Here is a 20,286-nt window from a genome sequence, read left to right on the forward strand (position 1 = left end):
GCCGCCGGGTTACGTTTTTCCGGTCTTCTGTTCGCCCACGCGGGGAATCTCCTGGTGGGCGCCCTCCTCGTGGGCCCGCCAGCGCGCCAGCATGCCGACCAGTTCCTTCTGCATGAACTCGTAGAACTCCGCGGACTTGGCCGCCCGCGCCCCCGCCGGGGTGTCCAGGCCGAGCGCCCTCGCGCCGTCCCGCATCGTGTTCGTCCAGCGCGTGAGGATCTGGTCGCGGTGGGCCACCGCCTCGTACCAGACCTCGTTGTAGAGGCGGTACGAGTCGCGCCGCGAGCCCGGCTCGCGCTCGCGTGTGATCAGGTCCACCTGGGCGAGGTAGCGGACCGCGCCCGAGACCGCGGCCGGGCTGATCTGGAGCTGCTCGGCGATCTCGGCGGCGCTGAGCTTGCCGGAGTCGGAGGCGAGAAGGGCGGCGAAAACCCGGGCGCCCATCCGCTGCATCCCGGCCTCGGCCATGTCCGCGCCGAACCGCTCGACGAACCGCGATACCGCCTCGTCGTCGCGCGCGGCGTCTCCGCCCGTGCCCTCGTGTGCGCTCTCCTGCCGCGTCACCTCCGTCACCACCTCATCATCTCCCCTCGTTCATCCGTTCAATATCAGTTTATACACTTCGCTAACTTCACAATTTTGTGAAACTAGCGTAGCTTCAAAAGAATGACAACGGCAATCTCCACCTCCGGCCTCCACAAGTCATTCGGCCGCACCCATGCCTTGGATGGCCTCGACCTGGAGGTCGAGACAGGCGAAGTCCACGGCTTCCTCGGGCCCAACGGAGCCGGGAAGTCCACCACCATCCGCGTCCTGCTCGGCCTCCTGCGGGCGGACAGCGGAGCGGTCCAGCTCCTGGGCAAGGACCCCTGGCACGACGCGGTCGAGCTGCACCGCCGCATCGCCTACGTACCGGGCGACGTCACCCTGTGGCGCAACCTCAGCGGAGGCGAGGTCATCGACCTGTACGGGCGGCTGCGCGGCGGCCTCGACCTGGACCGGCGGGCGGAGCTGCTGGAGCGGTTCGAGCTCGACCCCACCAAGAAGGGACGCACCTACTCCAAGGGCAACCGGCAGAAGGTCGCGCTGGTCGCCGCCTTCGCCTCGGACGTCGACCTGCTGATCCTGGACGAGCCCACCTCCGGGCTCGACCCCCTTATGGAGGAGGTCTTCCGCGACTGCGTGGTCGAGGAGCGGGAGCGGGGCCGCACGGTGCTGCTGTCGAGCCACATCCTCAGCGAGGTCGAGGCGCTCTGCGACCGGGTCAGCATCATCCGCAAGGGCCGCACGGTCGAGACGGGCTCGCTCGTCGAGCTCCGCCACCTCACCCGCACCTCCGTCACCGCCGAACTGTCCGACTCGCCGAACGGTCTTTCCGCCCTCCCCGGCATTCACGACCTCGACGTCCAGGGCAAGCGCGTCAAGCTCCAGGTCGACACCGACAAGCTGGACGCCGTGGTGCGGCAGCTCAGCGCGGCGGGCGTGCGCAGCCTCATCAGCACCCCGCCCACCCTGGAAGAGCTCTTCCTGCGCCACTACCAGGACGACATCCGTGACGAGGCAGAGGCGGTCGCCCGATGACCGCCGTAGCCGACACCCGCGTCGCGGCCCCCGAGCGCACCGGCTCCCGCGACCTGGCCGGCACCGGCACGCTGCTGCGGCTCGCGCTGCGCCGCGACCGGGTCATGATCCCGGTGTGGGTGCTGGTCATCGGACTGACCGGCAACAGCACGCTCACCCGGCTCAAGAGCACCTACGACACGGCCGCCGACCGGGCCGAGGTCGTGAGCGACATGAACGGCAACGGCTCGATGCGGTCGATGCTCGGCACCGCGTTCGGCGACTCGTACGGCGCCCTCACCGCCTGGCGCGTGGGCGTCTTCCTCGCCGCCTTCGCCGGGATCATGAGCCTGCTCCTGGTGATCCGGCACACCCGCGAGGAGGAGGAGTCGGGCCGCCAGGAGGCGCTGTCGGCCGGCATGGTCGGCCGCCGCGCCGGACTGACCTCCGCCCTGCTCACCGTGGCCATCGCCAACGCCGCCCTCACCTTACTGATCACGGCCACCCTCGCGGGCGAGGGCGGTGGCGGTGCGCTCGCCATGGGCCTGGGCGTCGGGCTCACCGGCATGGCCTTCGGCGGTGTGGCCGCCATCACCGCCCAGATCACCGAGAACGCGCGGCTGGCCAGGGGCCTGGCCGCCGGCGCCGTCGGCGTCGCGTACATGCTGCGTCTGATCGGCGACGCCGCCAAGGACGCGTCGGAGGGCTCCAGCCATTGGATGGTGTGGCTCTCGCCCATCGGCTGGGCGGAGAACGCGCGGCCGTTCGCGAACGAGCGGTGGTGGGCCCTGCTGCTGCTGGCCGCCTTCGCCGCCGTCACGTTCGGCGCCGCCTACGCCCTCGCGGGCCGCCGCGACGTCGGCGCCAGCTTCCTCGCCTCCCGCCCCGGGCCCCCCGCCGCCGGAAGCTCCCTCCAGGGCGTGTACGGCCTGGCCTGGCGCCTCCAGCGCGGCACCCTGCTGGGCTGGGTGCTCGGCATCGCCCTCTCCGCCGCCGGCCTCGGCGGCGTCGCCAACGGCGCCGACGACATCGTCGGGGACAGCGAGAAGAACCGCGAGATCATCGAGCGCATGGGCGGGGCGCAGAACCTCTCCGACGCCTTCCTGGCCGCCATGGTCGCCATCCTCGGCGTGATCCTCACGGTCTACTCCGCGAGTGCGGTGCTGCGGCTGCGCAGCGAGGAGACCGACCAGCGCGCCGAACCGCTGCTGTCCAACGCCGTCAGCCGGCTGCGGTGGGCCGCGAGCCACCTCGTCATCGCCTACCTCGGCCCGGTCCTCGTCCTGGCCGCCGGCGGCCTCGCCATGGGCCTGGTCTACGGGGCCGCCACCGACGACATGGGCGGCCAGCTGCCGCGCGTCCTGGGCGCCTCGATCGCCCAGGTCCCGGCGGTGTGGGTCGTCACCAGCGTGCTGGTCTTCCTGTTCGGCCTGCTGCCCTCGTACACGACGTCCGTCGGATGGGGCGTGGTCGGGGTGGTCGTCACCGCCGGCTGGCTCGGCCCGGCGCTCGACGCGCCCCAGTCCGTCCTGGACATCTCCCCCTTCGGCCATCTGCCGAAGCTCCCGGGCGAGAGCGCCTCGGCGACGCCCTTCGTCTGGCTGCTCCTGCTGTCGGCGGTGCTAACGGCCGCGGGGCTGTGGGGGCTGCGGCGCCGCGACATGACCAACTGACCCTTCCCAGCGGAATCCGGACCCCCGCCGTCGCCCACAGGCTGTGGACGACGGCGGGGGTTTCGCGGTTCGGGGTCAGACCTCGACCAGCAGCTCCCGCAGCCCCCGGATGACAAACCCGGGATTCCACCGCGGCTCCGCGACCAGCCGCAGCCCGGGCGCCTTCCGCAGCAGCGCGCCGAAGGACGCGGCCAGTTCGAGGCGGGCGAGCGGCGCGCCCAGGCAGTAGTGGATGCCGCCGCCGAAGCTGAAGTGGGCGTTGTCCGTACGGGACAGATCGAGGCGGTCGGGGTCGGGGAAGCGCTCCGGATCCCGGTTCGCCGAACCGAAGAGCAACGCGACCTCACTGCCGCGCGGGATGACCGTCCCGCCGACCTCGATGTCGTCCAGTACCCACCGCTCGAACAGCTGCAGCGGCGTGTCGTAGCGCAGCAGCTCGTCGACGGCGGTGGGCAGCAGCGCGTCGGGGTCGGACCGCAACAGGGCGAGCTGGTCGGGGTGGCGGAAGAGGGCCAGCCAGCCGTTGCCCGTGGAGTTGACCGTGGCCTCATGGCCGGCGTTCAGCAGCAGCACACAGGTGGAGATCATCTCCTGCTCGGTGAGCCGGTCCCCCTCGTCGTACGCCGCGACGAGTCCGCTGATCAGATCCTCCCCGGGGGCTTGGCGGCGGGCGGCGATCAGCTCGCGCAGATACGCGGAGAACTCGACGGAGGCCCGGACCGCGCGCCGCGCGGTCTCCTCGCCCGGGTTGAGCTCGAACATCCCGCAGATGTCCGCCGACCAGGGGCGCAGCGCCGCGCGATCCGCCGGCGGAATGCCCAGCATCTCGGCGATGACCGCCACCGGCAGCGGCTCGGCGACCGCCGCGACGAGATCGCCGCCGCCCTCGGCGACGAACGACTCGACCAGCTCGCCCGCCAGCCGCTCCACGACCGGCGCGAGCCGCTCGACCGTACGCGGCGTGAACGCCTTGGACACCAGGCGGCGCAGCCGGGTGTGGTCCGGCGGCTCCAGGTCCAGCATCCCGTGGTCGTTGAGCGTGTGGAACGGCTCGTGCTCGGGCGGCGGGGCGGTGCGGCCGAACTCCTCGTGGCTGAAGCGGTGCAGATAGGTGCGGCCCAGACGGCGGTCCCGCAGCAGGGCCCGGACGTCCTCGTGGCGCGGGATCAGCCACTGCCGGGAGGGCGCGTAATAGTGCGCGCGGCCACGCTCGCGCAGCGCCGCGTACGCCGGGTAGGGGTCGGCGACGAACGACGGCTGCCAGGGGTCGAAGGCGGGGGAGGCCGGGGCGGGCGTGGTGCTGCTGCTCATGCCCGGACGCTACCGCCCCGCCGAAGCGGCGGCCAGGGCCTGTTCAACCGCCCGGTGTGACCCGGTTACCGGCGTTGTGGGCATCGTGGGCGCTGTGGGCATGGCGGGCGACATGGTCGATCTCGTCGGCGGCCGTGCGCGCGGCGGCCGCCGTGGGGTCGATCAGCGGGAAGTGCCCGGTGGAGGCGAGGCGCACCGCCCGGACCGGCTGCCCGGCGCGCCGCGCGGCCGCCGTGAACGCGTCCGCCACCTGCGGCGGGACGTCGATGTCGGTGGCGCCCTGCACGATGGTGGTGGGAACGGCGGTGGGGAGCAGCGCGGCGGGATCGGCGAGCGGCAGCCGGTCCGGGTGGTGCGCCTCGCCGTCAGGGATGGCGGGGATGTCGGGGATGCTGAGGAATTCGTCGACCGCGTCGGAGCACACCCGCAGCGCGCGGGCGGTGGCGAAGTCCGCGATGGGGGCGAGGGCGACCACGCCGCACACGGGGGGAGGCGAGGGGAGATGCCAGGGGCAGTCCGGCGGCAGGACATGGCGGGCCGCCGCCCACAGCGCGGCATGCCCGCCCGCGGAGTGCCCGGCGAGCACCACGCGCGCCGGGTCCACGGGCAGCGACAGACCCCGCGCGAGCCCGGGCACGGCGTCCACGGCGGCCGCGATGTCGTCCAGCGTCTCCGGCCACCGCCCGGCCCGCGGCTTGGGGCCGTCGCCCTCGTCCGGGCCGCCCCGGCGGTACTCCACCGACGCCACCACGAACCCGCGCCCCGCCAGATACGCGGCGAACGGCGAGAGGTGACGCCGGTCGTACGGGGCGCGCCAGGCGCCGCCGTGGAACAGCAGCACCAGCGGGGCGGGCGGCGCCGCCGCGCCCGCCGCCGCCTCGGGCAGATAGAAGTCGACCACCTGGTCGCGGTGGTCGCCGTACGCGGCGACGCGGTCAGGGGACACGGGCGCGAGGCCGAAGAGGGACGCCTCCTCGGCCTCGGCGGACGCGGCCGGGTCCGCCCGGCCGCCCGCCGGCTCACCCGGACGTACGACGTGAAGCCCCACACACGACCGGGCGCGGCGGCGCGGCACGGCTCAGGCCACCTCCCCCGGCGCGCCCGCCAGCACCGCGGCCAGCACCCGCGCCGCGCGTTCCGTGTCGGCGAAGCCCGTGTAGAGCGGGGTGAAGCCGAAGCGCAGCACGTCGGGGTGGCGGAAGTCGCCCACGACGCCGCGGCGGACGAGCTCGGCCATCACCTCGCCCGCGTCGGCGCAGCGCAGCGCGACCTGGCTGCCGCGCCGCTCGTGCGCGGCGGGGGTGATGGACTCGACGCGCCCCGCCGGGACGTAGGCGTCGACGCAGCGCAGGAAGAAGTCCGTCAGGGCGAGGCTCTTGGCCCGCACGGCGGCCGGCGAGACGTCGTCCCAGACGTCCAGCGCGGCCTCCAGCGCGAGCATGGACAGGATGTCGGGGGTGCCGACACGGCCGCGGAGGGCGCCGTCGGCCGGGGCGTACGCGGGCGCCATGCCGAACGGGTCGGCGTGGGAGTTCCAGCCGGGCAGCGGAGAGTCGAAGCGGGGCTGGTGCTCGCGCGCGACGTACAGGTAGGCGGGCGAACCGGGCCCGCCGTTGAGGTACTTGTACGTGCAGCCGACCGCCAGGTCGACCCCGTGCGCGTCGAGCCCGACCGGCAGCGCGCCCGCGCTGTGGCACAGGTCCCAGACGACGAGGGCGCCCGCGGCGTGCCCGGCCGCCGTGGTGCCGGGCAGGTCGTGGAGGCGGCCGGTGCGGTAGTCGACGTGGTTGACGAGCGCGACGGCGGTGCGCGGGCCGACGGCGGCGGCCATCTCGGGGGCCGGTACGGGCCGCAGGGCGCAGCCGGTCAGCCGGGCGGCCGACTCGGCGATATAGCCGTCGGTGGGGAAGGTGGACTCGTCGACGAGGATCTCGTCGCGGGCCGCGTCCCGCCCCGCCGACCGCCCCTGAGCGATCCGTACGGCTCCGACGACCGCCTTGAAGACATTGACGCTGGTCGAGTCGCCGACCACCACCTGCCCGGGCGCGGCACCGACGATCCGCCCCACGCGGTCGCCGATCCGCTCCGGCGCGGTCCACCAGCCGCTCTCCTCCCAGGAGCGGATGCGCAGCCGCCCCCACTCGCGGGCCACGACGTCTGCCAGCCGGGCGGGGACGGCGGCCGGCAGGGCGCCGAGCGAGTTGCCGTCGAGGTAGATCGTGTCGTCGAGGACGAAGTCGGCGCGCTTGGCGCGGAGCTCGTCGGCGGCGTCCAGCTTCGCCGCCTCCTCGGCCAGGGAGGCGGTGACGGGCGCGTTCGGCTCAGACATGGCTGCGCGCCGTCCACAGCTCGGGGAAGACGTTCTTCGTCGCCCGCTTCTCCAGCCAGGCGACCCCCGCCGAACCCCCCGTCCCGGTCTTGGCCCCCATGGCCCGCCGGGTCGCGACGAGATGGTCGTTGCGCCAGCGCCACACCAGCTCGGCGACCTCCGTGAGCGCCTCGCCGAGGCGGGCGGCCGGCGCGCTGTCGTCGGGGCCGGAGTAGATCTCCTGCCACACCCGCTCGACCGCGGGGTCCGGCTCGTACCGCAGCGTGGGGTCGCGGTCCAGCACCGACTCGGGGACCGCGAAACCCTGGCGGACGAGATAGCGCAGCACCTCGTCGTAGAGGCTGGGCTCGGTCAGGGCCTTCTCCAGCTCCGCGTGCACGCGCGGCGCGCCCCGGTGCGGGACGAGCATGGACGCGGACTTCTCGCCGAGCAGGAACTCCAGCCGCCGGTACATCGCGGACTGGAAGCCGGAGCCCTCGCCGAGCGCGGAGCGGTAGGCGTTGAACTGGCCGGGCGTGAGGTGCGCGAGCGGCTTCCACGACGCGTTGAGCGATTCGAGCTCGTAGGTGGAGCGCTTCAGCGCGGCCAGCGCGGTGGGCAGATCGTCCTCGCGCAGCGCCTGCGCGGCGGTGTGCCACTCGTGGACGATGACGGTGAACCACAACTCCATGACCTGGGTGGTGACCAGGAACACCATCTCTCCGGGGTCGTCGGAGAGCGGGTGCTGGAGGTGGGTGAGCACGGACGCCTGGACGTAGTCCTCGTACGGGGTCGTGCCTTGGAAGTCGAGATTCGGGGCCTCCGGCTCGACTTCGTACGGGGCAGGCTGATGCGACATCGCTGTCTCCTGAGTACTCCTGCTACCGGGTAGCGGTCCGCCCCTTCGTCATCGGCATGGAGCCCCGGTCCCCTCGGGACCCGCCGTGGGCGGGCCCCGAAGCGCATCATGCGTGTCATGCGCACTCATTCGCAAGTGCGCTGCCGGCCGGACGGGACCGATCTCAGGAGAGGGTGTCCGCCGCCGTCGGGGAGCTCTCCCGCAGGAACGTCGAGCAGCGCTCGTACTCGTCCTGCTCGCCGATCGCCTGGGCGGCGCGGCCCAGCGCGTGCAGGGCGCGCAGAAAACCGCGGTTGGGCTCGTGCTCGAAGGGCACGGGTCCGTGGCCCTTCCAGCCGCTGCGCCGCAGCGCGTCCAGGCCGCGGTGGTATCCGGTGCGCGCGTACGCGTACGACTCGACCACGCGGCCGGCCTCGTACGCCTCGTCGGCGAGCTGCGCCCAGGCGAGGGAGGAGGCCGGGTACTTCGCCGCGACCTCGGCGGGAGCGGCGCCGGAGGCGAGCAGCTCACGCGGCTCGGGGTCGTCGGGCAGGTGGGTCGGGGGCGGTCCCCCGAGCAGGTTCTCATGAATGGCCATGACCCCCAGTCTGCCTGGTCCGGGGCCCGGCGGGGCACGTCCGGGGGACCCGCCCCGGCGTCACCCGCCCGCATCCCGCAGGTCGCCCGGGTCCAGGGGCGGGGCGCCCACGCCGCAGTGGTACGCGCACTCGGGGCGGCACGGCCGCCGCGGCGCGGCCTTTCCCTCCGCGACCTCCGCCGCCGCCTCCTCCGCCGCCGCGGGCACACCGGCCGGCGGGGCGGCGGGCGCACCGGCGGACGGGGCGGCGCCCTCGGGGGGCGCCGGCTCCAGCACATCCGACCGCACCGTGCGCCAGGCCACGAAGGCGCCCAGCACCAGCACCCCGGCGCAGATCGGCATCGCGCGCCCGAAAGTCTCCGCGAACAGGTCCGCCGAGCGGTACGCCTCCGGCCCCATACCGGCCAGCAGCGGAAGCGCCGCCACCGCGATCAGGCCCGCCGCCCGAGCCGCCGCGTTGTTGATGCCGCTGGCCAGGCCCGCGCGTTCGACCTCCACCGAGGCCAGCACGGTCGCGGTGAGCGGGGCGACAAGCGCCACCATGCCCAGGCCCAGCACCAGCAGCGCGGGCAGCACATCCCGCCAGTAGACCGCCCCCGCCCCGGCCCGCGTCATCAGCAGCATCCCGGCCGCGCACAGCAGCGGCCCGACGGTCAGCGGGATACGCGGCCCGATGCGCCGCCCCAGCTCGCCGGAGCGCGCCGACAGCAGCAGCATCAGCACGGTGGTCGGCAGCAGCGCGGTGCCCGCGCCGAGCGCGGAGTAGCCGACCACCACCTGGAGCTGCAGCACGGACAGGAAGAAGAAGCCGCTGAAGGCCGCGTACACGCACAGGGTCACCGCGTTGACGGCGGTGAACTGGCGGGAGGCGAAGATGTCGAGCGGCAGCATCGGGTCCGGCCGCCGCCGCTCCACCTGGACGAAGGCCACGCCCAGCAGCAGCCCCACGACGGCCGGGACGATCACGGCGGGCGAGACGCCCTTGCCGGGCGCGGCGATCAGCGCGTACGTCACCGAGCCGAGCGCCAGCGCGCCCAGCGTGGCGCCCAGGACGTCGAACCGCCCGTGCTTCCGCGGATCGCGGGACTCGGGGACGTGGCGCAGGGCGACCGGCAGGCACACCGCCGCCAGCGGCACATTGAGGAAGAACACCCAGCGCCAGCCCGGCCCGTCCACCAGCCAGCCGCCGACAAACGGCCCGATCGCCGCCCCGACCCCGCCGAATCCCGACCACAGGCCGACCGCCCGCGCCCGGTCGTCCGGGTGGAAGGTGGCCTGGATCAGCGCCAGGGACCCCGGCGTGAGCAGCGCCCCGCCGATGCCCTGCAGGGCGCGGGAGGCGATGAGCACCCCGGCGTTCGGCGCCAGCCCGCACAGCAGCGAGGCGACCGCGAACCACACCACGCCGACGAGGAACACCCGCCGCCGCCCGAACCGGTCCCCCAGCGCCCCGCCCAGCAGGATCAGCCCGGCGAGGGTGAGCATGTAGGCGTTGACGGTCCACTGCAGGACGGCGAGATCGGCGTTCAGGTCGAGGCCGATGCGCGGCAGCGCGACATTGACGACGGTGCTGTCGAGCAGCGCCATCGCCGACCCGAGCACGGTGGTGAGCACGACCCAGCGCCCGACCGGCGAGGACACGCGCAGCGAGCCCGCGCCGCCGGCACCACCCGGCTCCGGCGGTGCGCCGGGCGGAGCGCGGTGCTCACGACGCGGGCCGGGCCCCGACCCGGAGTCACCCATACCTGGATCCTCCTCGCCCCCACCTCTCGCTGCCACCCCGTAGCCCCCGAAACTCCCGGGCCTGGGGCCGGGCGTTTCGGGCCGGTGGCGGAGCCCCAGTCGCGGCAAGGGGCGGGTAGGGGAAAAGCCACCAGGCCCGGCCCCCACGGTGGGGGTGCCGGGCCCGGAGAAACCGCTTCGCGGATTACTTCAGCTTGGTGCCCGTGGAGCGCAGGTCCGCGCACGCCTTGGTGACGCGCTCGGCCATGCCCTTCTCCGCCAGCTTGCCCCAGCTGCGCGGGTCGTACGTCTTCTTGTCGCCGACCTCGCCGTCGACCTTCAGCACACCGTCGTAGTGGCGGAACATGTGGTCCGCGATCGGGCGGGTGAAGGCGTACTGCGTGTCGGTGTCGAGGTTCATCTTCACCACGCCGTTCTCCAGCGCGGTGCGGATCTCCTCCTCCGTGGAGCCGGAGCCGCCGTGGAAGACGAAGTCGAACGGGTCGGTCTTGCCGTGCTTCGCCGCGACGCCGTCCTGCAGCTCACGCAGCAGCTCCGGGCGCAGCACGACATTGCCCGGCTTGTAGACGCCGTGGACGTTGCCGAAGGAGGCGGCCAGCAGGTAGCGGCCCTTCTCGCCCAGGCCGAGCGCCTCCGCGGTCCGCTCGACGTCGGAGGTGGTGGTGTACAGCTCGTCGTTGATCTCGTGCGTGACGCCGTCCTCCTCGCCGCCGGTCGGGGTGATCTCGACCTCGAGGATGATCTTGGCCTTGACGGCCTCGGCGAGCAGCTCCTGCGCGATCCGGAGGTTCTCGTCGAGCTTCTCCGCGGAACCGTCCCACATGTGGGACTGGAAGAGCGGGTTCTGGCCGGCCGCGACGCGCTCCTGGGAGATCGCGATCAGCGGGCGCACATACCCGTCGAGCTTGTCCTTGGGACAGTGGTCGGTGTGCAGGGCGATGTTGACCGGGTACTTCTGGGCGACGACGTGCGCGAACTCGGCGAGGGCGACCGCACCGGACACCATGTCCTTGCTGTACTGACCGCCCAGGAACTCCGCACCACCGGTGGAGATCTGGACGATGCCGTCGCTCTCCGCCTCGGCGAAGCCGCGGAGCGCGGCGTGCAGAGTCTGCGTCGAGGTCACGTTGATCGCCGGGTAGGCGAACTTGCCTGCCTTCGCCCGGTCGAGCATCTCGTTGTAGATCTCGGGGGATGCGATGGGCATCTGTCCGCTCCTTGGGATGTGCGGGGATTGGTTCTTGGCCCTGACCTAGGGGAACTACGGGGGCGACGTCATCGTCGTGGCCATCTTTCCAGACTCTGCCGTTTGCTCCACACGGCGCACGGCGGGATGACTCGGACGGGGGGTGGTGGTTTCACGTGAAACCACCACCCCCCGTCACCAAGTGTCCCGCTCCGGCCGCCCCGGAGGCGCCTCAGCCCAGGCCGAGGTCCGCCAGCGAGTAAGCCGGTACGTACCGCAGCCCGGCCTCCGCGATCGCCGGCGCGGCCCCGCGCTCGACGATCGTCGCGACCGCGACGACCTCCGCGCCCGCCTCGCGCGCCGCCTCGACGGCGGTGAGCGGCGAGCCGCCGGTGGTGGAGGTGTCCTCGACCACCAGCACCCGGCGGCCCTTGATGTCCGGGCCCTCGATCCGCCGCTGCATGCCGTGGGTCTTTTGGGCCTTGCGCACGACGAAGGCGTCGAGCCTGCGGCCCCGCGCGGCGGCGACGTGCAGCATGGACGTGGCCACCGGGTCGGCGCCGAGCGTGAGCCCGCCCACCGCGTCGTACTCCAGGTCGGCCGTGGTGTCGAGCATGACCTGGCCGACCAGCGGCGCCGCCTCGGAGTCCAGGGTGATCCGGCGCAGGTCGATGTAGTAGTCGGCCTCCAGCCCGGAGGAGAGGGTCACCTTGCCGTGGACCACGGCCTTGCCCTTGATCTGCTGCAGCAGGGCGTCACGCGCATCGCTCATGGACACGAGCTTAGGCGCTGCCCCCTCGGTGCTTTACCCGAGCGGCCTACCCGAGCCGCCGCCAGCTCCAGGTCATGGAGATCTCCAGGGGGTCGATGGGGGTGACCAGGCGCGGCGCGGTGTTCAGACCGTTGGGCGGGCCGGACTGCGGCTCCACGCAGACCGCCTCCGCCTGCTCGTCGTAGACCACGACCCACTCGGTGCGGCTGGTGACCTTCAACTCCAGCCGCCCCGGCCAGGTGAGCGTCACGTCCACGCCCTCCGGCATGCCGAAGCAGTCGTCCCAGGGGCCGGGGCGGGGCTCGATCCGGCGGCCGTTGGGCAGGTGGTTCTCGCCGCGCTCCTCCTGCCACTCGGCCTGGAAGGAGAGCTCCACCTCGGCGCCGCCGCCAGCGCCGTCGCCTGGGAGATCGCGCAGGAACCACGGGTGCCAGCCCGCCTGCGCCGGGAAGGAGTCGCCCTCGGTCTCCACGCTCATCGTGGTCGTCAGGGAGTCCGGGGACAGCTGGAAGGTCTGGCTGACCCGGCCGCGGTACGGCCAGGGGTCGGCGAGGTCGTAGGTGAAGGCCGCGGCGGCGGTCCCGGCGCTGATCGTGCGCCAGGGGACCTCCCGCCCGGTGCCGTGGATCGCGTGCGGAGGCGCGTTCACGGGCAGTTGATGGCGTCGGCCGCCGTTGCGGAAGTGCCCGTGCTCGGTCCGGCCGCACCAGGGCACCATCGGGAACGATCCGAAGTTCTGGCCCTGCCTCAGCAGCTCCGTACCGTCAATGCGCAGCGAGGCGACGCGGCAGCCGTTGTCGGGTGCGACGGTCAGCTCGACATCCCCGGCGCTCAGCCGTACGCCGCGGGTATCCGTTCTCTCTTCGGTGGTCACGCCCCGACTTTATGCGCCCGCGCGCGCCGCGCTCACCTTCTGCGCCGCAGCACCCGGCGGACCACGACCGCCGAGGCGAGCACCACCGCGGCGGCGGGCGCCGCCCAGCGCAGCGCGATACCGGAGGACACGGTCTCGGGCGCGGGCACGGGGGCATAGCGGCCGCGCGGCGGGGCGTGGTCGACCTCCTCCGTGCTGCGGCCGATCATCGTGCGGCGGGCGTGCGCGGCCTCGGCGGGGGGCTCGTCGTCGAGCTCGCCCAGCTCTTCGAGCTCGCCCAGCTCTTCGAGCTCGCTCAGCTCGCTGAGGTCGCCGACCTCGGACACGTCCTCGATGGCCTCGACGTCGTCGAGGTCGTCGGCATCGTCGATGTCGTCGAGGTCCCCGACGTCGTCCACGGCCACCTCGTCAGCGGTATCGGCGGTATCGGCGGCGTCGGCTTCGTCGAGCATGGCGACCGGCTCGTTCTCCAGGCCGGTGGCCAGCGCGACGCCGAAGCGGTCGAGCAGCCGGCGGGCGACCATGGCGGCCGCCTGCTCGTCGAACTCCGCCAGCCGCCCCTCGCTGCGCACCGTCCCGGAGCACACCAGCGTGGTCCCTCCGGACACGGCCTTGGGCACCACGGTCAGCGCGAGTTTCACCGAGCCGCTGCCGCGCGCCTCCGTGCCCTCGCCCGCCACCTCGAAGCCGCCGCCGCGCTCGGCGATCCGCAGCGCGCCGCGGTAGGTGATGGTCGAGCCGCCGATCCGCACCCGGAGCCGCCCGGCGAGCGGACCCGCCGCCGCATCGGCGTCCTGCTGGAACCCGGGGACACAGCGGGCGACGCGGTCAGGCTCCGTGAGCGCCGGCCGGACGGTGTCGACGGGAAACGGAACGAACACCTCATGCTCCATAGCTCAAGACACTACCCATCGCGCCTCCCGTGAGACCCGTTCCGGCGCGACTTTCACCGCGTTCGCATGAATTCCCGGCGATACGGCAATACGGCGACTCGGCAATGCGGCGATACGGCGATACGGCGCTGCGGCGCGCGGTCACGGCGCGTACCGGGGGTGCGTCAGCGTCGAGGCGGGCAGCCCCGGCTCCCGCTGCCGCGCCGCCTCCCGCGCGCCCGCGCGCAGCGCGCCCGGCGTGAGGGACCGCGGGCGCGGCCCGTGGCCGGGCAGGCGCAGCCGGACAGGGGCGCGCCCGGCCAGGACGAAGCCCCAGTCGTGCGGCGTGGCGGCGGCCCCGCCCGGGGCGCGGTCCGGGCCGCCGGAGGAGCGGGGCAGCCGCCCGCCGACCGCGTACGGCACGGTTCGCAGGCCGACCGAGCGCAGCGTCGCCTCGACGGTCCAGTACGCCCGCGGGCGCGTGCTCAGCGTGCCCGCGTGCACCGCGAGCCGCCCGCCGGGCGCCAGCGCGCGCTCCACCAGCCCGTAGAACTCCTGGGAGTAGAGCTTGGTGCTCGACGTGATGCCGGGGTCGGGCAGATCGCAGATCACCACGTCGTACGCGCCGGGCGAGCCGGGCGTACGGGACGAGCCGGGGCCGCCGGGATCGCCTGAGCCGCCTGGAGCGCCCGGGCCGCCGGACGAGTCGTACGGGCCGCCCGCACCGCCCCCGCCGCCCGTACGGCGCAGCCAGTCGAACGCGTCGGCGGTGACCACCCGCACCCGCGGGTCCCGGTAGGCGTGCGCGTTCAGGGCGGTCAGCCCCGGGTCGGTGCGGGCCAACCGCGCCACCTCCGCGTCGATTTCGACCACGGTGACCGAGCGGACCCCGCCGTACCGCAGGACCTCGCGCACCGCGAGCCCGTCGCCGCCGCCCAGGACCAGCACGCGCCGGTGCGGCCCGGCCATCGCCGGGTGGACCAGCGCCTCGTGGTAGCGGACCTCATCGCGCCCGCTGACCCGCAGCCGGCCGTCGAGGAAGAGGGACAGCGGCCGCCCGTCCGCCCCGCCGCCGGTCAGCACGATCTCCTGGACCCCGGTCCGCACGGCGACCCGTATGTCCGGCCCGTACACGGCGCGCCGGGCGGCCCGCTCGAAGGCGGGGGTCAGCGCCGCGGCGGCGGCCAGCAGGGCGAGCACCACCACATTGGCCACGACGAGCGTCCACCGCGCCCGCGCGCTCAGATCACGGCGGAACAGCCACAGCACCAGCGCCCCGCCCGCGACCGCGTTGACCGCGCCGGTCACCAGCGCGCCGGTCAGCTGGCCGAGCGCGGGCAGCAGCAGAAACGGGAACGCCAGCCCGCCGACCAGCGCGCCCACATAGTCCGCCGCGAACAGGTCGGCGACGGCGCCGCCCGCGTCCTGCCGCCGCACCCGCTGGATGAGGGTCATCAGCAGCGGCACCTCGGCGCCGATCAGCACCCCGATCGCCAGCGAGAAGCCGACCAGCGCGGCGCGCGACTGCCCGGACCACACGAAGCACGCGTACAGCGCCATCGCCGAGCAGCCGCCGACCAGCGCGAGCACCGCCTCGACCGCGCCGAAGCCGACGGCGGCGCGGCAGCGCAGCCGCTTGGCCAGCAGCGAGCCGAGCCCCATGGCGAAGACCATGACCGACAGCACGACGGACGCCTGGGTGACCGAATCGCCCATCAAGTAGGAGGCGAGGGCGACCAGTTCGAGCTCGTAGACGAGCCCGCAGGCGGCGCAGACGAAGACGGTGCCGAGCACGAGGAAGCGGCCGAGCCCGGCCGGGACGGGCAGCCGCGCCGGGCGCTCCGGCCCGGGGGGCGGTGGCGCACTCGGGGCGACGCCCAGGGCCGTACGCGGGGCGGCAGTCGGGGCGGTACTCCGGGAGGCGGGCACCGGCGAATCGATCACGAAGGGAACGCTACGTTACATATCGCCCATGCCCCGTCACCCACACGGGTGCATTGCCCGCCGCTCATCCGTACATAAGCCCCTACCGGAAGGGGATTTCACAGTGCCGCCGTCACCCGCGCGCCCACACACGTACGCGTCGTCACCAGCCGCCCCTCCTGCGGATAGGCGTGCCAGGTCCGCCAGCTCACCGTCCCCTCCCGCCACTGCGCGACCATCGCCGTGAACGCGTGAGGGCTGCCGGGGAAGGTGCCGGCCAGCCCGTGCGGATGGTCCGCCACCAGCGCGAGCAGTTCCTGCGCGCGCCTCGCGAACGAACCGCGCGACAGTTCCTCGACGCGCGCCGCGAATTCGTACTCGCGGCCGTCGACGAGTGTGGAGACGCCCATCGGAAGCGGGGTGCTGTTGCCCGACATACAGGCCACGGTCTCCGAGCAGGAGCCCCCCTCGCCCTCCAGGAGGACCTGATGGGAGGCCCCGAGCAGCCTCAACTGTACGGAGAACTCGCGCAGTCGCAGATCGAGCACGGCCAAGGCCGGGAGCGGCTCCCGCCCCAGGCACCAGGCGAGGTCCTCGGCGCGGGTGTCGGTGTAGGCAGTCTTGAGGGTCGTGAGCATGGGTCGGCTCCGCAAACGGCACAGGGGGAAGAGATGGGCCGGCCCGCCCCGCCGTGAGCCTGGCGCGTTCGGATGCGCCGGCTCATGCCCACGCGGGGTCCGTAGGGTCGGTGGTATACGGAATCATGAAATGAGTAGGCAGCACATCGTTTTTACCCATCTTCGCCAGGTTTCCACCCCTGCGGGCGCCTATCAGTTCATGTGTTCCATAGGCACTGGCGCTCAACGGCCGTGCGCCCGGCATGCCTTGGCATGCCGGGCGCACGGGCGAATGAAGAAGCCGACCCCCCGTGAGTCAGCTGCTCCCTCCGCAGCCACCACCGCCACCGCCGCCGCAAGACGAGCCGCCCCCACACGACGACCCGCTGCCACCGCACGAGTGGTGATGACCCCCGCTGTGTCCCCCGTGTCCCCCGTGACTGTGTCCCCCGAAGCCATCGGAGCCGGCCCACCAGCTGCCGTGGGACCTGCCCCCGTACGCGGAGGTGCCCCAGGCCCTGGCTCGCCGGGTCCGCGCGGTGCCGAGCGCGGCCAGCACCGCGACGGCGAACGCCACCACGATCAGCACGACCATGAAGGCCATCGGACCTCACGCTCCCTTCCGTTCCCCCGTAGCGAGGTACCGGTCCGTACCTGTCATGAACGATGCCCGGGCCCCGGGAGTGTCAAAGCGGAGTTGAGGAAGTCCAGAGGTTGGGCGGAGGATGGCCCCCATGGGACGACCGCTGCTCAACCGCCGCCTGGCCGCATTCGGAACCACGATCTTCGCGGAGATGTCGGCGCTCGCCATGAGCACCGGCTCGATCAACCTCGGCCAGGGCTTCCCCGACAGCGACGGCCCCGAAGAGGTGCGCGAGGCGGCGGTCCGCGCGCTGCGCGACGGCCGCGGCAACCAGTACCCGCCGGGGCCGGGCGTCCCCGAGCTGCGCACCGCCGTCGCCGAGCATCAGCGGCGGTGGTACGGACTGTCATACGACCCCGACCGCGAGGTGCTGGTCACCGCGGGCGCGACCGAGGCCATCGCCGCCTCGCTGCTCGCGCTGCTGGAGCCGGGCGACGAGGTGATCGCCCTGGAGCCGTACTACGACTCGTACGCCGCGTGCATCGCGATGGCCGGCGGCACCCGCGTCCCGGTCACCCTCCGCCCGGACGCCACCGGAGACCACCCCACCTTCCGGCTCGACCTGGACGAGCTGCGCGCCGCGGTCACCGACCGCACCCGGCTCATCCTCCTCAACACCCCCCACAACCCCACCGGCACCGTCCTCACCCGCGAGGAGCTGGCCGCCGTCGCCGAACTCGCGGCCGAGCGGGATCTGCTGGTGGTGACGGACGAGGTCTACGAGCACCTGGTCTTCGGCACCGAACACACCCCGCTCGCCTCCTTCCCCGGCATGCGCGAGCGCACCGTCACCATCGGCTCGGCGGGCAAGACCTTCTCCTTCACCGGCTGGAAGGTCGGCTGGGTCACCGCCTCGCAGGAGCTGGTCGCGGCCGTCCGCTCCGCCAAGCAGTTCCTCACCTACGTCTCCTCCGGCCCCTTCCAGTACGCGGTCGCCGAGGCCCTGCGCCTGCCCGACAGCTACTTCCACGCCATCCGCGAGGACCTGCTGGCCAAGCGCGACCTGCTGGCCGGCGGCCTCGCCGACGCGGGCTTCACGGTCTTCCGCCCTTCCGGCACGTACTTCATCACCACCGACATCCGCCCCCTCGGCGAGAGTGACGGCTTCGCCTTCTGCCGTGCCCTCCCCGAACGCTGCGGCGTCGTCGCGATCCCCAACGCCGTCTTCTACGACCACCGGGACCAGGGCGCCCCCTTCGTCCGCTTCGCGTTCTGCAAGCGCGAGAGCGTCCTCGAAGAGGCCGCGACCCGCCTCAAGAGCCTCTCGGACTGAGACCGGGCCGTCCGGCCCGCGCCGGTATCCGGAACGCTGTGCCCCGAACGGTGGGCGACACCGAAGCCCTCCCGCACCGAGATCCGCGCGGCGCGGGCGGATGTCCGGTGCAAGGAAGAGACCGGCCAGTCCACCTCGGCAGGCCGGGCCATCGCCTCGATCGCGCCCGCCCCGTATGGGTCACCCAGGTCGCGGGCGGGGGCGCGATCACGCAAGGTCGTGGTGTGCCGGGCCCCGCCGCATTCCCGGGGCTCGGCACGCGACAGCCGCGTGTACCCCCCTCCGGAGGTGCCCCGTGTCCGCCGACACCAGCGCGCCCATACGGGCCCCGGAGCCGCCGGCGCCGCCCCCGGTTCCCCGCGGCGCCACGGCCCGCCTGCGCGCGTCGCTGCGCCGGGCCGCGCCCGCCCTGGGGCTGTACGCCGCCGGCCGGCTGATCGGGCTGGTGTGCCTGGCGGTCTGGGCCGGGCGGGCCGGTAAGCATCCGCGTACGCTGCTCGGCTACTCCTGGGACAGCGTCTGGTACGTGGGCATCGTCCGGCACGGATACGACAGCGGCCTCCCGCCTGACCCCGCCAAGCACGGCGCCCCCTTCAGCGACATGGCTTTCTTCCCACTGTTCCCGATGCTCATGCGCACCCTCACCACCGTCCTGCCCCTCACCGCGGTGACCGCCGGTCTTGTGGTCGCCTGGCTGGCGGCGGGGGTGGCGGCCTGGGGGATCTACGCCGTCGGGGAGCTGCTGCACGGGCGGCGCGTGGGCACGGCGCTGGTGGTGCTGTGGGGGCTGCTGCCGCACGCGATCGTGCAGTCCATGGCGTACACCGAGCCGCTGCTGACCGCGCTCGCCGCCTGGTCGCTGTACGCGGTCCTGACCCGGCGCTGGCTGTGGGCGGGGGCGCTGGCCTTCCTGGCCGGGGCGGCCCGGCCCAACGGCATCGCCGTCGCGGCGGCCGTGTGCTGCTGCGCCGCCGCCCACCTGGGGCGGCGCCGGACGGCACGCGGGGCCGGGGCCTGGCGGGTGTGGGCGGGGGCGGCGCTCTCGCCGCTGGGCTGGCTCGGCTATCTGGCCTGGGTGGGCTGTCGGCGCGGCAGCTGGCGCGGCTACTTCGCCGTCCAGGACGAGTGGGGCTCCCGGTTCGACTTCGGGGTGAGCGTCCTGCGGTTCGTCCGGTCCCTGCTCATCAGCAAGGCGTCGTTCACGTACTTCATGGCCCTGGCGATCCTGAGTGTCGCGCTGGTGCTGTTCGCGCTGCTCACCGCCGACCGGCCGCCGCTCTCACTGCTCGTCTACACGCTGGTGCTGATCACCATCACCTTCGGAGGCAGCAACTACTTCGCCTCCAAGCCGCGCTTCCTGCTGCCCGCCTTCCCGCTGCTGCTCCCGGTGGCCATAGCGATGGCGAGAGCCCGGCCGCGCACCGCCGTACTGACCGGCGGCGCACTGGCCGGGCTCTCCTTCGTCTACGGGACGTACCTGCTGGCCGTGGCCCGCATCCCCATGTGAGCAGGGAACAGCTCGGGCCGGGGCAGGGCGGCGGCGCCGTCAGGCCTCGTCGTCGCCCGGCTTCTCGTCGCCGTCGGACTCGATGTCGGCCTCCAGGCCCAGCGCTTCGACCAGCCACTTGTCGAATTCGATCGAGGCCCGCACCCAGCTGACCGTGCTGGACACAAAGTGCTCCAGGCTGACGCCGGTGCCGATCAGCATCTGCGCCTCACCGATCAGCCGGACGGTGCCGTCGTCGTTGGTGTGGCTGTAGACCTTCGGCCACAGCGTGCGACGGTTCCAGTCGTCGATCGCCTCGAGCAGGCGCGGCTTCTCGTCGATCTCGTGCGGCCGGTCGTAGAACGTCCGGACCGAGAAGACCTGCTGCTCCTCCTCACCACGGAACATGAAATAGGTGCGGAACTGCTCCCACGGCGCGGCGAGGTCCCCCTCCTCGTCGACGACGTACTTCAGCTCCATCTGCTCCAGCAGCTGCTTGACCAGGTCCTGGTCGGGCAGCACGGGGCCCGTCGGACCCGTCGGTTGCGGCTCGGGCTGGCCCCCGAAATTCGGAATCGAGGACGGGTCGATGCTCACCGTGGATTTCCC

General features: G+C 73.2%; 18 protein-coding genes. 4 read left to right on the top strand and 14 right to left on the bottom strand.

Annotated features, from left to right (window positions below; genetic code table 11):
- Positions 1–9: 9 nt before the first annotated feature.
- The gene (locus PV419_RS37770; RefSeq protein WP_319696759.1) at positions 10–573 is read right to left on the bottom strand and encodes a GbsR/MarR family transcriptional regulator; all 564 of its coding nucleotides are present in this window, start codon (positions 571–573) and stop codon (positions 10–12) included.
- A 93-nt stretch (positions 574–666) separates the two neighbouring features.
- Here PV419_RS37770 and PV419_RS37775 point away from each other — a divergent pair, with 93 nt between their 5' ends.
- Both PV419_RS37775 and PV419_RS37780 read left to right on the top strand, forming a co-directional pair.
- Positions 667–1,581 (top strand): ABC transporter ATP-binding protein, encoded by a 915-nt coding sequence (locus PV419_RS37775; protein WP_319696761.1) that lies wholly within the window; start codon positions 667–669, stop codon positions 1,579–1,581.
- Positions 1,578–3,233: an ABC transporter permease gene (locus PV419_RS37780; protein WP_319696762.1), complete on the top strand. Its 1,656-nt coding sequence runs from the start codon at positions 1,578–1,580 to the stop codon at positions 3,231–3,233. Before PV419_RS37775 ends, PV419_RS37780 begins: the two co-directional genes overlap by 4 nt.
- A 75-nt stretch (positions 3,234–3,308) precedes the next feature.
- Here the strand turns inward: PV419_RS37780 and PV419_RS37785 are convergent, their stop codons facing one another.
- The 12 genes from PV419_RS37785 to PV419_RS37840 form a co-directional block, all read right to left on the bottom strand.
- Positions 3,309–4,544: a cytochrome P450 gene (locus PV419_RS37785; RefSeq protein WP_319696763.1), complete on the bottom strand. Its 1,236-nt coding sequence runs from the start codon at positions 4,542–4,544 to the stop codon at positions 3,309–3,311.
- A 43-nt stretch (positions 4,545–4,587) separates the two neighbouring features.
- Complete coding sequence (locus PV419_RS37790; RefSeq protein WP_415925467.1) at positions 4,588–5,592, bottom strand: alpha/beta hydrolase family protein; 1,005 nt, start codon at positions 5,590–5,592, stop codon at positions 4,588–4,590.
- Between the two features lie 30 nt (positions 5,593–5,622).
- The gene (gene kynU, locus PV419_RS37795) at positions 5,623–6,873 is read right to left on the bottom strand and encodes a kynureninase (protein WP_319696765.1); all 1,251 of its coding nucleotides are present in this window, start codon (positions 6,871–6,873) and stop codon (positions 5,623–5,625) included.
- Positions 6,866–7,711, bottom strand: coding sequence for a tryptophan 2,3-dioxygenase family protein (locus tag PV419_RS37800; RefSeq protein WP_319696767.1), 846 nt, complete (start codon positions 7,709–7,711; stop codon positions 6,866–6,868). Before PV419_RS37800 ends, kynU begins: the two co-directional genes overlap by 8 nt.
- A 163-nt stretch (positions 7,712–7,874) precedes the next feature.
- Positions 7,875–8,288 carry a DUF3151 domain-containing protein gene (locus PV419_RS37805; RefSeq protein ID WP_319696768.1) on the bottom strand — a complete coding sequence of 138 codons (414 nt, stop codon included), beginning with the start codon at positions 8,286–8,288 and terminating at the stop codon, positions 7,875–7,877.
- 60 nt (positions 8,289–8,348) lie between these two features.
- Positions 8,349–10,031 (bottom strand): MFS transporter, encoded by a 1,683-nt coding sequence (locus PV419_RS37810; protein WP_415925464.1) that lies wholly within the window; start codon positions 10,029–10,031, stop codon positions 8,349–8,351.
- Between the two features lie 184 nt (positions 10,032–10,215).
- Complete coding sequence (gene fbaA, locus PV419_RS37815) at positions 10,216–11,238, bottom strand: class II fructose-bisphosphate aldolase (protein WP_319696770.1); 1,023 nt, start codon at positions 11,236–11,238, stop codon at positions 10,216–10,218.
- A gap of 211 nt (positions 11,239–11,449) precedes the next feature.
- A complete protein-coding gene (gene pyrE, locus PV419_RS37820) occupies positions 11,450–11,989 on the bottom strand; it encodes an orotate phosphoribosyltransferase (protein ID WP_319696771.1) in 540 nt (179 codons plus the stop codon).
- A 46-nt stretch (positions 11,990–12,035) separates the two neighbouring features.
- On the bottom strand, positions 12,036–12,863 hold the full coding sequence (locus PV419_RS37825; RefSeq protein ID WP_319696773.1) for an aldose 1-epimerase: 828 nt from the start codon (positions 12,861–12,863) through the stop codon (positions 12,036–12,038).
- A gap of 32 nt (positions 12,864–12,895) precedes the next feature.
- Positions 12,896–13,756, bottom strand: coding sequence for an SRPBCC domain-containing protein (locus PV419_RS37830; RefSeq protein WP_319696775.1), 861 nt, complete (start codon positions 13,754–13,756; stop codon positions 12,896–12,898).
- A gap of 141 nt (positions 13,757–13,897) precedes the next feature.
- On the bottom strand, positions 13,898–15,679 hold the full coding sequence (locus tag PV419_RS37835; RefSeq protein WP_415925465.1) for a polyamine aminopropyltransferase: 1,782 nt from the start codon (positions 15,677–15,679) through the stop codon (positions 13,898–13,900).
- A 98-nt stretch (positions 15,680–15,777) separates the two neighbouring features.
- Positions 15,778–16,296 (bottom strand): DUF2617 family protein, encoded by a 519-nt coding sequence (locus tag PV419_RS37840; RefSeq protein ID WP_319696777.1) that lies wholly within the window; start codon positions 16,294–16,296, stop codon positions 15,778–15,780.
- A gap of 704 nt (positions 16,297–17,000) precedes the next feature.
- Here PV419_RS37840 and PV419_RS37845 point away from each other — a divergent pair.
- Both PV419_RS37845 and PV419_RS37850 read left to right on the top strand, forming a co-directional pair.
- The gene (locus PV419_RS37845; RefSeq protein WP_319696778.1) at positions 17,001–18,191 is read left to right on the top strand and encodes a pyridoxal phosphate-dependent aminotransferase; all 1,191 of its coding nucleotides are present in this window, start codon (positions 17,001–17,003) and stop codon (positions 18,189–18,191) included.
- 295 nt (positions 18,192–18,486) lie between these two features.
- Positions 18,487–19,698, top strand: a complete 1,212-nt coding sequence (locus tag PV419_RS37850) for a hypothetical protein (RefSeq protein ID WP_319696779.1) — start codon at positions 18,487–18,489, stop codon at positions 19,696–19,698.
- Between the two features lie 39 nt (positions 19,699–19,737).
- On the opposite strand, the gene PV419_RS37855 is transcribed toward PV419_RS37850, so the two are convergent.
- Positions 19,738–20,274: a YbjN domain-containing protein gene (locus PV419_RS37855; RefSeq protein WP_319696780.1), complete on the bottom strand. Its 537-nt coding sequence runs from the start codon at positions 20,272–20,274 to the stop codon at positions 19,738–19,740.
- Positions 20,275–20,286: the final 12 nt, after the last annotated feature.

This window comes from Streptomyces sp. ME19-01-6, assembly GCF_033793745.1.
Classification (GTDB): domain Bacteria; phylum Actinomycetota; class Actinomycetes; order Streptomycetales; family Streptomycetaceae; genus Streptomyces.

What these genes read in the sequence shown, in the direction of transcription:
- PV419_RS37775 (WP_319696761.1), top strand. Translation starts at nt 667, where the DNA reads ATGACAACGGCAATCTCCACCTCCGGCCTCCACAAGTCATTCGGCCGC.
- PV419_RS37780 (WP_319696762.1), top strand. Translation starts at nt 1,578, where the DNA reads ATGACCGCCGTAGCCGACACCCGCGTCGCGGCCCCCGAGCGCACCGGC.
- PV419_RS37785 (WP_319696763.1), bottom strand. Translation starts at nt 4,544, where the DNA reads ATGAGCAGCAGCACCACGCCCGCCCCGGCCTCCCCCGCCTTCGACCCC.
- kynU (WP_319696765.1), bottom strand. Translation starts at nt 6,873, where the DNA reads ATGTCTGAGCCGAACGCGCCCGTCACCGCCTCCCTGGCCGAGGAGGCG.
- PV419_RS37800 (WP_319696767.1), bottom strand. Translation starts at nt 7,711, where the DNA reads ATGTCGCATCAGCCTGCCCCGTACGAAGTCGAGCCGGAGGCCCCGAAT.
- PV419_RS37805 (WP_319696768.1), bottom strand. Translation starts at nt 8,288, where the DNA reads ATGGCCATTCATGAGAACCTGCTCGGGGGACCGCCCCCGACCCACCTG.
- PV419_RS37810 (WP_415925464.1), bottom strand. Translation starts at nt 10,031, where the DNA reads ATGGGTGACTCCGGGTCGGGGCCCGGCCCGCGTCGTGAGCACCGCGCT.
- fbaA (WP_319696770.1), bottom strand. Translation starts at nt 11,238, where the DNA reads ATGCCCATCGCATCCCCCGAGATCTACAACGAGATGCTCGACCGGGCG.
- pyrE (WP_319696771.1), bottom strand. Translation starts at nt 11,989, where the DNA reads ATGAGCGATGCGCGTGACGCCCTGCTGCAGCAGATCAAGGGCAAGGCC.
- PV419_RS37830 (WP_319696775.1), bottom strand. Translation starts at nt 13,756, where the DNA reads ATGGAGCATGAGGTGTTCGTTCCGTTTCCCGTCGACACCGTCCGGCCG.
- PV419_RS37840 (WP_319696777.1), bottom strand. Translation starts at nt 16,296, where the DNA reads ATGCTCACGACCCTCAAGACTGCCTACACCGACACCCGCGCCGAGGAC.
- PV419_RS37845 (WP_319696778.1), top strand. Translation starts at nt 17,001, where the DNA reads ATGGCCCCCATGGGACGACCGCTGCTCAACCGCCGCCTGGCCGCATTC.